Origin of the sequence: Sulfurospirillum sp. hDNRA2 (genome assembly GCF_024206095.2) — a bacterium.
Lineage (GTDB): Bacteria > Campylobacterota > Campylobacteria > Campylobacterales > Sulfurospirillaceae > Sulfurospirillum.
Genome location: NZ_CP159800.1, coordinates 1509933 through 1525007, shown reverse-complemented (window position 1 = coordinate 1525007; position 15075 = coordinate 1509933). Strand labels below are relative to the sequence as shown.

Sequence of the window (15075 nt, the reverse complement as noted above, 5' to 3'; positions counted from 1 at the left end):
TTGCCTCAGGCAAAATGAGGCAACGGCTTTACATGTCAATGTCTTTTTTGTTCTTCTACAAACGTTTGGAGTGCGTCGTAAGTCAACGGTTTAGCGTAAAAATAGCCTTGAAAACGATCGCACCCCAAATGTAGAAGCTTCTCTTCTTGCGCCTTGGTCTCTACACCTTCGGCTAAAATCGCCAATTCTAAATTTTTACCGATCGTGATGATATTTTGAACCATCTTTTCCGCGGTAACGTCCTCGATGAGGGTATCGATAAAACTTTTATCGATTTTGAGTTCGTCAATAGGCAATTTACGCAAAATATTGAGCGACGAATAACCCGTACCGAAGTCGTCCATCGAGATGTACAGCCCCATTTCGCGTATTTTTTTTAGAAGCGGCAAAAGATAGTCGATGTCCTCGATAAACAGACTTTCCGTAATTTCAAGGCATATCGCAAGGTTGTCGAGCTTAGTTTTTTGGATTTCGCGCGTGAGCTTTTCAAGAAAGTTCGCTTCCATAAATTGCTTAATCGAGATATTAATGGAGACTTGAAACCTTATGTCTAACGTCTCTTGAAAACGTTGCATCTCTTCGAGCGTTTTTTTCAAGATATAATCTCCCAATTTGGGCATCAAACCCGATGCTTCGGCGACCGGAATAAATTGATCGGGCGGAACGAGCCCCAATTCGGCATTTTGCCATCGCGCTAACGCCTCGACGCCGTACATAACGCCGTTTCTATCCATCTGCGGTTGATACGCGACGTAAAGCTCCCCTTTTTCCAATGCTTGGCGGAGCATATGTTCCATCATCACGCGATTGAGGTATCCTTCTTGCATCGAAGCGGCAAAAAGACGAACGCTATTTTTGTATTTTTTCGCCTCGTACATCGCAATGTCGGCGGCACGCAAAAGCATATCCACGCTTTGGGCGTGTTCAGGATACTTGGCGATACCGATGCTTGCACCTACCACAAAATTAAACTGTTTGATACGGTAAGGTTTGGAAATCTCTTGCATAATTTTTTCGGCTTGGGCTAAGAGTTCGTGATCGTCCGTTACGTAGCTTAAGAGAAGAAACTCGTCGCCGCCTTGTCGAATGGCGATGCTTTCGGGCGTCTTAACCTCTAAAAGCCGCCTTGAAAATTCGATGAGCAAGAGATCGCCGAAATGATGTCCGAAACTGTCGTTCACGTTTTTAAAATGGTCTAAATCAAGGTACAAAAGGCTAAAAGGCGGAGCGTTTTCGCCCATCCAATCGTGGATGTATTGTTGAAAGTAAGCGCGATTGGGCAGATGCGTAAGCGAATCGTGCGTGGCTTGGAACATTAAATCGGCACGGCGTTTGTTCTCCGCGTTCGAAATGATTTTAAAGAGAATAAACAAAACAACATGTACGCCGACAAAAAGAAGGATGTAGATGAAAAAATGGTTCATAAATTCGCGCGTAATTTGCGTTTCGTCAATATCGGAGAGAATCCATAATGCATAGCGGGGTTCGTACTTGAGCGCAAACTGGATATTCTCTCCCGTCACGTCGCGCGCATTTGCGGTGTAAATACGGCCGCTTGCTTTAATGTCGTCTTTGGAAACGGTGTATCGTTGCACGATTGCGTCCATCAATGCATTAAAAAACGTTTGGGGAAGAGGGTTTTCGTAAATTTCTTTAGAGATTTCGCGGCTTGCGGATTGAAATTGAACAAAATGATCGCGTTCTCGAATGAGCGTGACTTTATTGTAATCTCCAAGCGAAAGGTTCTCGGTGTAAATTTTAAACGCTCCTTCTATGCCGAGTCCGGCGGTCATAACGCCCATGATTTTACCCGAATCGTCCACAACGCTTTTGCGAATCGGAATGCCCCAGCGTCCGCTTGCCGCGATATAATAGGTTCTGCCTAAGATCATCGATTCTTGCGTGAGGGTATACTCGAACGACTCTTTCGTGAGAGGGTTTTGACGAAGATTGGGGAGTTTGGCTTTGTCAAATTTGGTATTGACGTAACGGTAATTGCCCTCGACATCGACAAAACCGAAGGCTACGACGGAGGGATTGAGCAAGAGCAATTCGTCTAAAATACGAGGATCTTTGTCTCTGAGAACTTGTTTGCCTAAAACATCGAGTATCATCTCTTGCGATAGAAGCAAAGAGTGCGTCGCGTTGCCGACGAGTTTTACGAGATTGATCTGATCTTCGGCGTAGTGTTCGCGAACGTTATCCCATTTGGCGTACGATACGACGCCTAAAAAGCCAATACCGCAAAGAAGAAGAATATAAAAAATCGTCCAAATGTTTTTTTGAATCAAGGCCATATTTTCTCCTTTATTCCTTAGCGATTATCTTAACATAAAAATGATCGACGGAAGTGACATTGTGAAAATGAAGCGGTAAATGCACGTAAAAAAGAGAGAATAGCTACAAAATCGATACCGCAAAGAAAAGAGTTCTTGTAGAACTCTTGAGAAAAAGAGGATTTCCTTCTTTGCGCTTTATTCGTTTTTGCGTTGTAAAAACGTTTCGATCTCTTGAATGGCTTGTTTGTTGGAGAGGCTAAATTTGATTTCGATGCGACGCGAGGCGTCTTTGTCTTCGATGCCGTTTTTAAAGATACGGTCGCTGTAAGAACGTCCGATGGCACTGACGTAGCGTTGTAAAAGCGCATTTTTACTTTCGTCCCACGAATAGATCAACGCCATAACCGCATAGGCTCTTTTTTGGGAAAGATCCAGATTGTGCATGTAGGTACCGTCTGAGTCGGTATGCCCTTCGATCATGATATGGTCGATATTTTCACGGATGGGCGCGTCGTTTAAAAGAACGTCCAAGTAGGGTTGTAAGGTCTCTTTTAAGCGTGCTTTGGCTTCGGGTTTGATCTCGTAAGAGCCCACGTCGAAAAGAACGCCCGAGGGAAGTCGGATCGCTCCGCTATTGGGATCGATATTGATCTTTTTGCCCAATTTGTTTTTCAACTCCTGTACGACTTTGATGCGAAGTCCCGTCAGGTTTTTAATGCGCGCTTTGGTCACGTTTAAATCATCAACCAGTTGCTGATGCGCCGCGGTGCTTTCCAAGAGTTTTGCGCTCAAAAGAGCGAGCTCTCCCTCTTTGAGCTTCAATGTTTGCGTTGTCGTGCCCAGTTCCATTTGGCTAGCAACCAATTCGCCTTTGACTTCGTCGCGTGCCAGTTCGGTATCTAAAAGTAGCTTTTTAAGATTTTCGATTTCTCGGTCGCTGAGTTGAAGTTTTGCGTTGGATTCGTTTAGGTCGGACTCTTTTTGCATTAACAACTCTTGGGCAATTTGCAATGAAGCACTGGTCGCGTTCATATCGGTTTTGAGGCGTAAAAAGTCTTGTTTTTGGCGTAAAAGCTCCTCTTGGCTTTGGCGTAAGACGCGCGTTTGCGCCTCAAGATCGTTTTTAATGCCCTTCAAATCCGTCTGAACGTAGACGTATTTGACGACGATCGCGCCGATGAGCAAAATAAAAACGAACAAAAGCCCTGCCATCAAGTCGGCGTAAGAGACCCAAAAGTTTTGATCCGAGCTTTTTGAAGGACGGTAGCGCATTATTTTAACGCATCCATTTTTTGAATGATCTCTTCGGTTTCGGCGTCGATCATTTTGAGGCTCTCTTTGAGCGATTCGACTTCCGCGTTAGGCTCGTTGGGATTGCGCGCCGCGGCGGATTCTTTGAGTACGCGTAAAAGCTCTTGATTGGTGGCGATCATCTCTTCGTGGTTCTGCGCCATTGCGACATGTAACGCCGTCGTATTTTCGTTAAAGCCCTCGATTTTGGCAAGCATTTGTTCGTGCAGTTCGATCAACCCTTTTTGCTTTTCTTGGGAACGCGCTAAGGTATCCATACCCTCTTTGATATGCTCGGAGACGCGTTTGACCGCACTGGCTTCCATAGTGAGCATTTCGTCGAAGAGTTCAAATTTGGATTCAATATTTTTACCCAAACGCTCGAAAAAGTCGTTTGAGCTAAGACGTTCGAACATCAAGCCGATTTTTTCAAAATGTTGGAGGTTCTCTTTGAGGTAGGCTTGTTCGATCTCTTCTTTGGTCCAAAAAAGCGATGCGGTCGCTTCACGAATAATCTCAACGTCTCGATCGAAACGGCTGAGTCCTCGTTTTTCGAAGAAAATCCACCAAAGCGAAAGCAAAATACCGTAAATCGAGACGTAAAACGCCGTGCCCACGCCGCTTAGCAAAACGGAAATCTCTTGCTCCAAAGCACCCGCCGTTTGAGACGAAAAATCGGGAAGCGTCAACGCGATGGAGATAAACGTACCCAAAATTCCCATCGTCGGGAAAACGCCCGCGGCGATTGAAGCATAATTGTCGTTTCGAATGCGTTTAGCGTAAGCGTCCATAAACGTCTCGAACGTTGCGTTTGACTTTTCGGTTTCGCCGATACGCATAAGGTTTTTCGTCACGTACGCGTTGAGTTCGCTTTTGAGCTCGTTGCCGTAGCGGCGAAACGTGCATGCGCCGTACTCTCCGTTATGTTTGGCAAACATAAGCGACACGAAAAAGATCAGTCCGATTAAAACGATGCTGTGTATGCCGACATGGAAGTGAAGAACGTCCAAATAACCGAGAATAAAATAAAGATACGCCGCACTCGGTAGGGCGATTAAGCTTAAATACGTTCCGATGCCCGATGTCGGTTTGCGCTCTAGCGCACTTAAGTCTTGAAGCATTTCATCCATTCGTTCATTCATCATAGAGCCTTTGTGACAATTCAAACGTTCTTGCAGTGTGGCAAGAACATGCGTTAAAGATGTCCTATTATAGCCTTATTTGTTATACGGAAAGTAAATATACGGGCTTTTTAATGCCGTTTTTACGATGAAAAGACTACAATCTTTTTTGATACGCCGAGTGTTTTCTCTTTTGCTTAATACTCGCACAACCTTTCTTCATAAGGCGCAAAATGAGCTCTTTCAACGATGACGGTACGCTTGAAATTCCGATGCTTCTCCAACAAAATCTCATGCACGCGCAAAGCGAGATAGCCTTACATGTCAAACGCTTTATGCAAACCGACGAGCCGGAGAGTTTGCATCGTTACCGCATACACCTTCGTTTTAGTCGCTCTTTATGCCAAGAATTCGGTTCGTTTCTGGAAAAAAAACGCCGCAAAGTCCTTCTTCAAACCTTTAAATTTTTACAAAAAGAGACCAATGCTATGCGGGATTTGGATGTTTTTTTAGCGTGTATCGGGACGTATAAAAACCGCGTCGAAGCCGTTTCGCTTGCCGAACTTGAAGCGGTTGAAAACGCGTTGCGTCAAGAACGACAAGACGCATACGATCGTTTTTGCGAACGCTACGCGCGTGAATCTGAGATGCTTTCATCGCTACAGCGTTGCGTAGAAGATGCAAACTTGTATCTCACTCCAACGCAAAAACATGCTTCGCACCGTCTCGAAGCAATCGTTCGCGCCCGCGTGAAAAAGATCGCTAAGCTTTCGCAACACCTCGTGGCGGATGCTTCCAACGAACGTTTACATCAACTACGCCTACACTACAAAACTTTACGCTATACCTGCGACGCTCTTGGATGGAAAGATTTTGCCAAGAGTTTGAAGCCGATGCAAACCGCCTTGGGAAACGTACAGGATAAACATGTCCAAATCAAACGTATCAAACGCTATAACACGTTGCATCAAACCGAACTTCGAGAACTTTCGGCACTGCTGAAAGCGGATTTGCGTGAAGATAAACGTACATGTATCGCTACATGTAAAGCCGAAAACCTCAAAAAACGTTTTCGCCGCTTTCAACGATGCGATGAGGCACGATGAATCCTTTAAACTACGTAGAACACTATCCTCATAGCCTGCAACAACAAGTACAACGCCTCATCGACGAGGAAAAACTCGGTTTATACCTGCTAAAAAAGTACCCCACCACGCACGCGATCAGCGGCGATAAAGCCTTGTATGCCTACGTCATAGCGTTACGTTCGGAATTTCTTCGTAAAAGCGAACCGATCAGCCGCGTCTCGTACGACGGAAAGATCAGTGACATTAACGACGCACTTGGGCTGCATCGCACCACCATCAAAAACCACGGCGGACGCCTTCGAAGCAAAAGCGAAATCCGTATCGCAACGCTTTTCAAAACCGCACCGGAGCCTTTTTTAAAGATGATCTGCGTGCACGAACTAGCGCACCTCAAAGAAAAAGAGCACAACAAAGCCTTTTATGCCCTGTGCGAAAAAATGGAGCCAAGTTACCATCAACTTGAGTTTGACGTCAGGCTTTACCTCACGCATTTAGAGTTATTCGGGAAGGTGTATTAAAACTATAAAAATTACCCTAAAAGGATAGGATATGATTTGGAAATTGCTTTTAACGGCGATCGTTATTACGATGTTTGCAGGATGTGCAAAGATGTATGAGGTACAGCCAAGCATACAAAAACTCAATGACGAAACGAAAGGTAGAGTCGTCGTGACTTCGTATTATGTGCCTCAAGGTTCGGGCGAAAAGCTTTCCCTTTTCGTTTTCGGTATCCCTCAAAATCTTGAAGCTTCTATTTACGATGTGACTGATGGTGATGTTCGCTATATCGGAACGCTTCCTATTGTTTACATACACAATGGAGGGTATTTGATTGAGTATTTTCCCAGTATTGGAAAACATGTATTTATGTTAACCGTACCGCCGTTTCCAACACCGCTTGCTTGGCGACATACGGATTTTATAGAAGTGACTGTTGAAAAAGATAAAACGACACATCTTGCACTTCCCTTTAGCGGATTTCGAAAAATGCCGTATTTTACGCCAGTTGATATGCCTGAAGAAGATTTTATCGGTTGTTCAAGTATTAAAGGAGACTATTATCAAACACGAGACGGTGTGAATGCTTATTTAACACGTCATAATGTTCCAAAAGAAATGGAAGATTTTAGGCACTATTGTTTAAAACTTGCGGCAAGTAGTCCTATTATTGCAACGAATGATGCTGTAAAAAAATTTAATGAGGGAAAAGAACAAGTGATTCAGTGGTACAAAGAAGACGTCAAAATATGGCAAGAAAAGCATGAAAATAGACCGCTTTTCAACTTAATGCATGTGTACGAAACACAAGATCAACCCAAAGAAAGTGAATCAAAATAAAACAAAACGGTATTTTACAATATCGTAACAGATTAGAATTTGACCCAAGGAACATAAAGAATGTCTGAAATAACGCTCCAACTTGAAACCGCACAACCCCACCATAGCGAAGCTTTGATCGCGTTGCAGGTCGTAGCGGTTCGCAATCGTTTTAAAATCGCTCAAGCTGTAGCGGATGAGCCCATCAAACTTTTTGTCGAACAACGCCTTTTGAATTCTTTTGACGAACCTTTTTCCCATTGCGTCGTTGCGTGCGTAGATGAGCATATTGTCGGTACACTTTGCTTGACATGGAAGCCCAAGAGTGGTGAAGAAAAAGCTCGTAGTACACTTTTTTCCAAAGCGATGTTTCATGCATGGGGAGCGTGGAAACTGCTGATGCTAGCGTATTCAGTGCATCTCATCAAGCACGAACCAGTCGCACAGGAGTGTTACATCGCTGATCTGTTCGTGCTTCCTGAGTATCAAGGGCAGGGCATTGAAACGCGTCTCATCCAATGGGCATGTGATCTTGCCAAAAAAGAGGCAAACTTCAACCTCATTTCTGTGCATCTCAATGACACCGACAAAGAAATAGCACAGTTTTTTGAGACGTTTTTCTTCCGAACATGCTTGCAAAAAGGCAGTTTTGTTCGTTCACTGCTTTTGGGTTCACACCGATGGAACTATATGGCATTGGCGTTGTGAAATTTATGTATTTATAATTATGATATAATTATTTTGCTATAAGGAAATAGCATGAAAAAAAAGATAGTTTGGGATGAAGCGAAGAACCAACTTTTAAAAGAACAACGAGGCATATGCTTTGAAGAGATACTTCAAGCGATAGAAGAGGGTGGAATTTTGAATATTTACAAACACCCAAATACTGAAAAATACCCTAATCAAAAAATGGTCGAAGTTCTTTTTAACAAGTATGTGTGGGTCATCCCTTTTGTTGAAAATGAAGAAGAAATCTTTTTTAAAACAGCATTTCCAAGTCGCAAAGCTACGAAGAAAATCAAGGAGTAAGCCATGAAAACAAAACAACAACCGCTTGATGCAGAAGAAAAAGCATTGATGGAAAGCCTAGAAGCAGGTGAATGGCAAGCTATGGATAAAACAGAATTGAAAGCACACAAAACCTTACTTGAAGCTTCTGCTAAAGAAACACGCAAACAACAGCGCATGGAAAAAAAGCAAATTACCATCAAACTAGGGGTTTCTGACATTGAATTTGTCAAAGCAAAAGCTCAAGAAACAGGCATTTCGTATCAAAATATTATCAGTGCTTTGGTGCATAATTATACGGTGGGGAAAGTGAAATTGGAGATTTGAAAAGCTAATCTATATCTTTACATGTAAGGAAATACTATTTTAAGTAATATAAAACCTATTTTTAAAAAATTAATTCACTCAGAGCAAGCTTCCGAAAATAACCATGATATGAATATGGAATATTTTCATAACGAAAAAGACCCAAAAGATAATTTAGAAACCACGCCACCGAGCGATGAAAAAATAAGAATACCTTGTATTTGGGCTTTTGAAGTTTTTCCACCAGAATACATAGGCAATTTTTATGAAAGTATAGATAAGCTCGGATGGTTAGACGAAAAAATCGATTCGTTAGATGATTTCCAAGATACATTACTTGAAATGCGCCATCGCGTAGGAGAAAGTGGATGGCTAAACCTTGGAGTAATTGTTGATAAATCTGATAAACGCCATTGGATAAACCCAAGGAAGGGTAATTTACCCAAAGGTGTAAGTTATATTCGCGCATCTATCTTCCAAGCTATTCCAAGTACAACCATGTTGATTTGCCAATTTAATTTTGAAGATGATTTAGCAAATATATTGGAAGAACCTCTGCGAAAGTCTTATAAAACGTATACAAAAAAGCATAAACGTGGATATAGCATCATTGGCGTTGAACATCAAAAGAAAGATGCCGTTGATTTAAATAAAGAGTATCTCAATAGCATTTGTTCTACGTGGCTAAAAGAAAATTTTGCAGGGTTGTATGCTTCTGATACAATTAAAGATGAACATCCCGTTTGTATGTTTCTTACATTAGAAAAAGATACACCTTTTGTTCATAACCAATCATTGCACAATTATATGTCTATTCTTGACATAAAAAGTCGATGGGAAGTTTGGATTAATGACAAATTAGAAGGACTTTATTTACAATTTAAGAAAGATAAAAATGCTATTCGCCGAAGTTTACTTTTAACAGGAAATATTCATCACATATTACAGAATGAAGATATAGAGCATTATGGAGAAACTAAAGAAGCACGTGTTGTAAACTATTTTCAATCTTTAGATGATACTCTTGGAACATGGGTTTTGAGTGAATTATTAGATTCATATATTTATAAAATAACTGATTTGCGAGATTTATATGGAAAAATGGATATGAATAATCTTCGTCAGTCCATTAAAACGATGACAAACTTAGACCATGAAGTTCTCAAATCACAAAAAAATATCATTCCTTTTATCATTGAATTAAAAAATTACTGTAATGATACAGGTATTTATATGCATAATATATATGAATTTAAATATCTCAGAGAAAATCCTTTTATAATGGATAATTTGTTTAGCAGTATGAGAGAATCAATGATACATCGAATTGATTTATTAATCGAAAATGAAAAAATATTGAAAGAAACAGCGAATGCTATACGCCAAATTAGCGTTACCATTTCTTCAGATAATGTTGCTGAAACCAATATACGTTTACAAAATAGCATGCGTAGGATGACCATTGTAATGCTCATCTTAACTGTTATATCAACATGCGCAACTATTATTTCAATTAGAGATGCTGAGCCCATACAAAGTATGATAACTCAGGTGACGACGTTATATCATAATATACAAAAATAATTTATAGAATAGGACACAATAATGACCCAAACCCAACTTCCCCTCTACGTCATCGATGCATTCACCGACACGCTTTTTAAAGGCAATCAAGCTGCCGTTGTGCCGCTTGAGCATTGGCTACCAGAATCTATGATGCAAAGCATTGCGTCTGAAAACAACCTCTCGGAGACGGCTTTTTTTGTGAAAAATGCTGAGGGTATTTTTGAGATTCGTTGGTTTTCGCCACTCAAAGAGATCGACTTTTGCGGACATGCGACGTTGGCGAGTGCGTATGTCATCTTTAACCATCTGGGCGAAAAAGACACTCTCAAATTTTGGGCGAAGGCGGTGGGTACCATCGAGGTCGATGAGCGTGAAAACGGGCGTATCGAGATGCGTTTTCCCAACCGTTCACCCGAAAAACTAAGCGTTATTCCAAGCGCACTTCAAACAGGGCTTTCTATCGCACCGCTTGAATTTCATAAAAACCAACAAGCCTATTTTGCCGTGTATGCAAACGAAGAAGACGTTAAAAACGTCGTGCCTGATCTTGAAAAACTAAAAACGCTTGCCCCTTTGGATGTTGTCGTGACCGCTCCAAGCAAGGCGTATGACTTTGCATCGCGTTACTTTTGGCCAGCCAATGGCGGCGTGGAAGACCCAGTCACAGGCTCGATTCATGCAGGGCTTGCCCCTTTTTGGGCAAAGCGTTTAGGAAAAAGTGAACTAGTAGCGCTGCAAGCGTCAAAACGTACGGGCGTGCTTTATTGTCGTGTTACGCAAGAGCGTATTTTTGTCTCAGGTACGTGTGTTCAGTATTTACAAGGCTCCGTAACACTCAACGCTTAGAGTGGTGGTTCAGTAGCATGAGCGTTGAAACAGCAGAAACACCGATGCCCACGCCAATGTCCCATGTAAGTGTGGCTCCTTCAATCAAATAGAGTAAAAGAGCTATACTTGCCGGGTTGATGTAAACATACGCCATCACTTTTTTGGGACCAATGATGATGGAGGCTTTTTGTGTGAGATACACAGTCATCAACGTTGCTCCGATGACAAGATAAAGCATATACATGAATGCATCGCCTTTGATTTGGCTCCATTGAAGCGGTATGTCCATCAGCATCAATGCCGCAAACATCCAAAGGCTGCCGCCTACTAATGTCATAAAAACCAACACCAGCACGTCATCCTCTTCTTGATGTAAAAATTTGGTCAAAATCGAATAAATAGCCATAAAAAGTACGGCACTCAAAAAGATAAAATCACCTCTATTGATTGAAAAATGAAGCAACAAAGAGAGTTCTCCCTTAAAAACGATAGTCACCGTTCCCACGATACCGCAAAGATAAATCAATAATTGAAAAGGGCTGATGCGCTCTTTAAAGAAAAAGATGCACAAAATGGCCGTAACAAGCGGCACAAGCGTGTAAAGTGTGCCTGTATTGAGCGCTGTTGTTATCTCCAACGCTTTAAAAAAAGCGATGAAATAGAGTGCGTAAAAAAGGCTAATCATCATCGCTTTAGGAAATGTTTTTGTCAGCTTTTCTCGTTTCGTGGAGCTGAAAAAAATGAAAGGGCTCAGTAAAATGGACGCAAGAACAAAACGCAACAGTGTCAGCGAAATAGGGTGAATGAGCCCCGCAATTTTTTGAGAGGCAATGAACGAACCTGCGACTAAAAATGTGTTGAGTAAAACCAATAAATGCGCTTTGCTCTCTTTTGGCATAAACGACCTTTGTATGAAATGGACGCATCATAGTCTGTTTTGGCGCGATTCGTCGTAGATATTAGTAGAACACTCGGTGTAAAAGCTCAAAAGGAAGCGTTTTCGAACACATACGATTTCCTTTGAAAATAGAGTTCTTCTAAAACCACTCATCTTTGGGGATAGGACAAAAAGCCGACCTTGACGTGCTTGTCAACAGCAGCGCAAGGTCGGTTACATGTTAAGGCTTTACATGTAAGAAAAAAACAGAACTATTTGTTGCGTAAAAATTTATAGCCTAACGCAAGAATGATCAGCCAAACGGGGATCAGGAAGACCGATGTACGAATACCGTCGATGAAACACATCACGACTAAAATACCGATGAAAAACGCAAGGCAAAGGTAATTTCCGTATGGAAACCACAACGCTTTAAATTTCGGAACGATTTTCTCTTTATTTTTCGCCAAGCGGAATTTTAGATGCGCGTAACTAATCATAAACCAATTGAGAACCAATGCCGAAACGACCAATGCCATGAGATAATTCAAAGCGTCTTCGGGCATAAAGTAGTTCAAAACGACGCACAGACCCGTAATGAGAGCCGAAAATAAAACGGCATTGACCGGCACGCCCGCGCGATTGGTTTTCATAAAGCGTTTGGGTGCGTTACCTTGTGCGGCAAGACCGTAGAGCATACGCGAATTGGAGTAAACGCCGCTATTGTAGACCGAAAGTGCGGCGGTAAGAACGATGGCGTTGAGAATGTGCGCAACAAAGTTTTGATCCAGACTGTGAAAGACCATCACAAAAGGCGTTACCTCTTTGGTCATTTTCATCCACGGCATTAACGAAAGTAAAACGACGAGCGCTCCGACGTAGAAGATTAAAATACGGTAAATGACCTGATTGGTCGCTTGGGGAATCGTACGGCTCGGATCGTCCGTTTCGGCTGCTGCGATACCGATCAGTTCGAGCCCGCCGAATGAGAACATAATAAACACCATCGCCATCGCAAAGCCCGAAAATCCGTGCGGCATAAAACCGCCCTCAAGTGCCCAAAGGTTGCTCAAATGTGCTTGTTCGCCGCCGTTGCCGCTGATGAGAAGGTATGAACCAAAAGCGATCATCGCAATAATCGCGATCACTTTGATGATGGCAAACCAAAATTCAAATTCGCCGTAAAAACGTACGTTGGCAAGATTGACGAGGTTGATGATGACGAAAAAGAAGGCCGCGGACGCCCATGTCGGAACGTTGGGTAACCAAAAATGAATAAACGTTCCGATAGCGGTGAGTTCCGCCATACCGACTAAAACGTAAAGCATCCAGTAGTTCCAGCCCGAAGCAAAGCCGGCAAAGTGATGCCAATAGGTATTTGCAAAGTGGCTAAAAGAACCTGCTACCGGCTCTTCGACGATCATTTCGCCGAGTTGTCGCATAATCATAAACGCGATAAATCCGCCTAACGCATAGCCTAAAAGAACCGCCGGACCGGTCATTTGGACGGTGGTTGAAACGCCTAAGAACAGTCCCGTTCCGATCGCTCCGCCCAAGGCGATCAACTGAACGTGTCTGTTTTTGAGACCTCGACTCAGAGAGTTTTTGTGCATGTAGTTCCTTTCTCAATTAAAAGCGTATATTGTATCTTTTTTGAAGCAAAAGGAGGCTGACATCTGCTCAAAAAAGAAGTACAATTACGAAAATTATTTGAGGATGATATGACATGCGCTTTTGGATGGCTTTAGGATGTTTGGTTTCGCTTGTGTGTGCCCAGTCGGGTTTTAAGATAACGCCTGAACTTCTTGCGTCCGTGATGGCAAAAAGTATGGAGTCCAATCTCCCGCAAACGTTTAAGTACAAAGAGTTAAGGCTCGTCGTCCAACATGTCGATGTGGAAGGAAAACGGGTTTTGCTCGATGCGACGACGTCGCAGTCGAAAGAGATTCTTGACGAACTTTACAAATACAAAACCTTGCCGGACGATCTGAAACGACAGTGCAACGACTTTTCCAAAGTCTCCATGGTCGCTCAAGGCGTAGAATACATGTTACGCGTTAAGGACGGGAAAAGAGGTATCGAAGTGATTTACGATAAAGAAGCTTGCGGCGAGAGTTTCGATCCGTCGCAGAAAATTTTCGTCGACGGATACAATCGCTACGGCTTGGATCGTTTCGGACATACGAAAAAAGAGAACGCCAAGCTCAAAAAAGCCTCTTAACGCACGCAGTTGCGTCCGGCGCTTTTGGCTTCGTAAAGTTTTTTATCGGCACGCAGATACAAATCTTCAAAACTTTGCACTTCAGAGGTAATCGAAGCCACGCCGATACTGGCAGTAATGTTTAAAGGCTCGATTCCTTGCGCGTACGTGATACGCAATCGGCTTAAAGCGATACGCAAGTGTTCCATCTTCTCTTTCGCCTTTTCTTCGTTGACATGTAAGAGTAAAAATGCCAACTCTTCGCCGCCCAATCGCCCGACAATATCGGTATCGCGAACCTGAGAAACGCAATACTCTCCGAGCGTTTGCAGTACGACGTCGCCTACGGGATGTCCTAAGCTGTCGTTAATGTGTTTAAAGTGGTCGACGTCCAAAAGGGCGAAGGCCAGATCGTAACCGTAACGTTTGGCGCGGATGAACTCTTTGTGAGCGCAGTTGAGAAAGTGACGGCGATTGTAAAGTTTGGTCAGCATGTCGGTTTGCGCAAGGTAGTGCAGTTCCTCTTCCAAAAGCGTGCGTCTGTGAATCTCTTCTTTTAAAAGGCTCTGTTCCGCTAAAAGGGCTTCACGGTTGGCTTCGGACTCGTGTTGGTAGCGATGTCTGTAGTATTCGATCCAGCTGGTAATAAACGCGATCGCAAGATACGAAAAGCAAAAACGGATTTTAAACGCTAGATCGTACGCGTGATCGACGTGCGGAACCCATATGAAAAAGACCATGACGATCGCAAGCAATACGCAACTCCACATAAAACCGATACGATTTCCAAATAAAAAAATCGTTCCCAACGGATAGGTAAAAAGCCATAAAATCATCGAGGCGTCAAAATCGGCATGGTAGAGCAGATAAATCATCAAAACGGTAAAAATGACATTGGAGACAAAATACAAAAGGTACGTTTTACGGGTTTTGGCAATCAAAAAAAGCGTGGTGACGAGGTACGCCGAAAAGAGAACGATTAAAAACGTTAAGGCGTAATTGCGTACGGAAGCATGATACGCTCCGGCAATCAGCGTGATAGGAAGCATCATAAACGTTACCCACACGTAGTGGTTCAGCCTGACACGTTCTTCTTTATCGCTTACGGGCGATTTGACGACGATGAGATCGACAAGGTGTTGCATTTTTTTTGCCAAGGTTAACATGGAAGGAGTATCCCTTTGTATGTGAA

The 15075-nt window shown here is 42.7% G+C and carries 15 protein-coding genes; 9 read left to right on the top strand and 6 right to left on the bottom strand.

What is annotated here, in order from left to right; genetic code table 11:
* Positions 1 to 35: 35 nt before the first annotated feature.
* The 3 genes from NL930_RS07670 to NL930_RS07660 form a co-directional block, all read right to left on the bottom strand.
* Positions 36 to 2297 carry an EAL domain-containing protein gene (locus NL930_RS07670; protein WP_254376254.1) on the bottom strand — a complete coding sequence of 754 codons (2262 nt, stop codon included), beginning with the start codon at positions 2295 to 2297 and terminating at the stop codon, positions 36 to 38.
* A 177-nt stretch (positions 2298 to 2474) separates the two neighbouring features.
* Positions 2475 to 3551, bottom strand: coding sequence for an OmpA family protein (locus NL930_RS07665; RefSeq protein ID WP_254376252.1), 1077 nt, complete (start codon positions 3549 to 3551; stop codon positions 2475 to 2477).
* Entirely contained in the window at positions 3551 to 4711 is a 1161-nt protein-coding gene (locus tag NL930_RS07660) for a MotA/TolQ/ExbB proton channel family protein (RefSeq protein WP_254376250.1), read from the bottom strand. The genes NL930_RS07665 and NL930_RS07660 overlap by 1 nt, the downstream gene beginning before the upstream one ends.
* A 212-nt stretch (positions 4712 to 4923) precedes the next feature.
* On the opposite strand from NL930_RS07660, the gene NL930_RS07655 reads away from it, so the two are divergent.
* The 8 genes from NL930_RS07655 to NL930_RS07620 all read left to right on the top strand — a co-directional run bounded on the left by NL930_RS07655 (position 4924) and on the right by NL930_RS07620 (position 10824).
* Positions 4924 to 5796 (top strand): CHAD domain-containing protein, encoded by an 873-nt coding sequence (locus tag NL930_RS07655; RefSeq protein WP_254376248.1) that lies wholly within the window; start codon positions 4924 to 4926, stop codon positions 5794 to 5796.
* The gene (locus tag NL930_RS07650) at positions 5793 to 6296 is read left to right on the top strand and encodes a M48 family metallopeptidase (RefSeq protein WP_254376246.1); all 504 of its coding nucleotides are present in this window, start codon (positions 5793 to 5795) and stop codon (positions 6294 to 6296) included. The genes NL930_RS07655 and NL930_RS07650 overlap by 4 nt, the downstream gene beginning before the upstream one ends.
* Positions 6297 to 6327: 31 nt before the next feature.
* Positions 6328 to 7116 (top strand): hypothetical protein, encoded by a 789-nt coding sequence (locus NL930_RS07645; RefSeq protein ID WP_254376245.1) that lies wholly within the window; start codon positions 6328 to 6330, stop codon positions 7114 to 7116.
* A 60-nt stretch (positions 7117 to 7176) separates the two neighbouring features.
* Entirely contained in the window at positions 7177 to 7803 is a 627-nt protein-coding gene (locus NL930_RS07640; RefSeq protein ID WP_254376244.1) for a GNAT family N-acetyltransferase, read from the top strand.
* Between the two features lie 51 nt (positions 7804 to 7854).
* A complete protein-coding gene (locus tag NL930_RS07635; RefSeq protein WP_254376243.1) occupies positions 7855 to 8127 on the top strand; it encodes a BrnT family toxin in 273 nt (90 codons plus the stop codon).
* Positions 8128 to 8130: 3 nt separating this feature from the next.
* Positions 8131 to 8433 carry a hypothetical protein gene (locus NL930_RS07630; protein WP_254376241.1) on the top strand — a complete coding sequence of 101 codons (303 nt, stop codon included), beginning with the start codon at positions 8131 to 8133 and terminating at the stop codon, positions 8431 to 8433.
* A gap of 114 nt (positions 8434 to 8547) precedes the next feature.
* Positions 8548 to 9996 carry a hypothetical protein gene (locus NL930_RS07625; RefSeq protein WP_254376240.1) on the top strand — a complete coding sequence of 483 codons (1449 nt, stop codon included), beginning with the start codon at positions 8548 to 8550 and terminating at the stop codon, positions 9994 to 9996.
* A 21-nt stretch (positions 9997 to 10017) separates the two neighbouring features.
* The gene (locus NL930_RS07620; protein WP_254376238.1) at positions 10018 to 10824 is read left to right on the top strand and encodes a PhzF family phenazine biosynthesis protein; all 807 of its coding nucleotides are present in this window, start codon (positions 10018 to 10020) and stop codon (positions 10822 to 10824) included.
* Here NL930_RS07620 and NL930_RS07615 read toward each other — a convergent pair.
* The gene (locus tag NL930_RS07615; RefSeq protein WP_254376237.1) at positions 10814 to 11704 is read right to left on the bottom strand and encodes a DMT family transporter; all 891 of its coding nucleotides are present in this window, start codon (positions 11702 to 11704) and stop codon (positions 10814 to 10816) included. The genes NL930_RS07620 and NL930_RS07615 overlap by 11 nt on opposite strands.
* A 251-nt stretch (positions 11705 to 11955) precedes the next feature.
* Complete coding sequence (locus tag NL930_RS07610; RefSeq protein ID WP_254376235.1) at positions 11956 to 13296, bottom strand: amino acid permease; 1341 nt, start codon at positions 13294 to 13296, stop codon at positions 11956 to 11958.
* 113 nt (positions 13297 to 13409) lie between these two features.
* Between NL930_RS07610 and NL930_RS07605 the strand changes: the two genes are divergently transcribed.
* Positions 13410 to 13904, top strand: a complete 495-nt coding sequence (locus NL930_RS07605; RefSeq protein ID WP_039674617.1) for a hypothetical protein — start codon at positions 13410 to 13412, stop codon at positions 13902 to 13904.
* Here the strand turns inward: NL930_RS07605 and NL930_RS07600 are convergent.
* Positions 13901 to 15049, bottom strand: coding sequence for a GGDEF domain-containing protein (locus tag NL930_RS07600; RefSeq protein WP_254376233.1), 1149 nt, complete (start codon positions 15047 to 15049; stop codon positions 13901 to 13903). The two genes, NL930_RS07605 and NL930_RS07600, sit on opposite strands and share 4 nt — an antisense overlap.
* Positions 15050 to 15075: the final 26 nt, after the last annotated feature.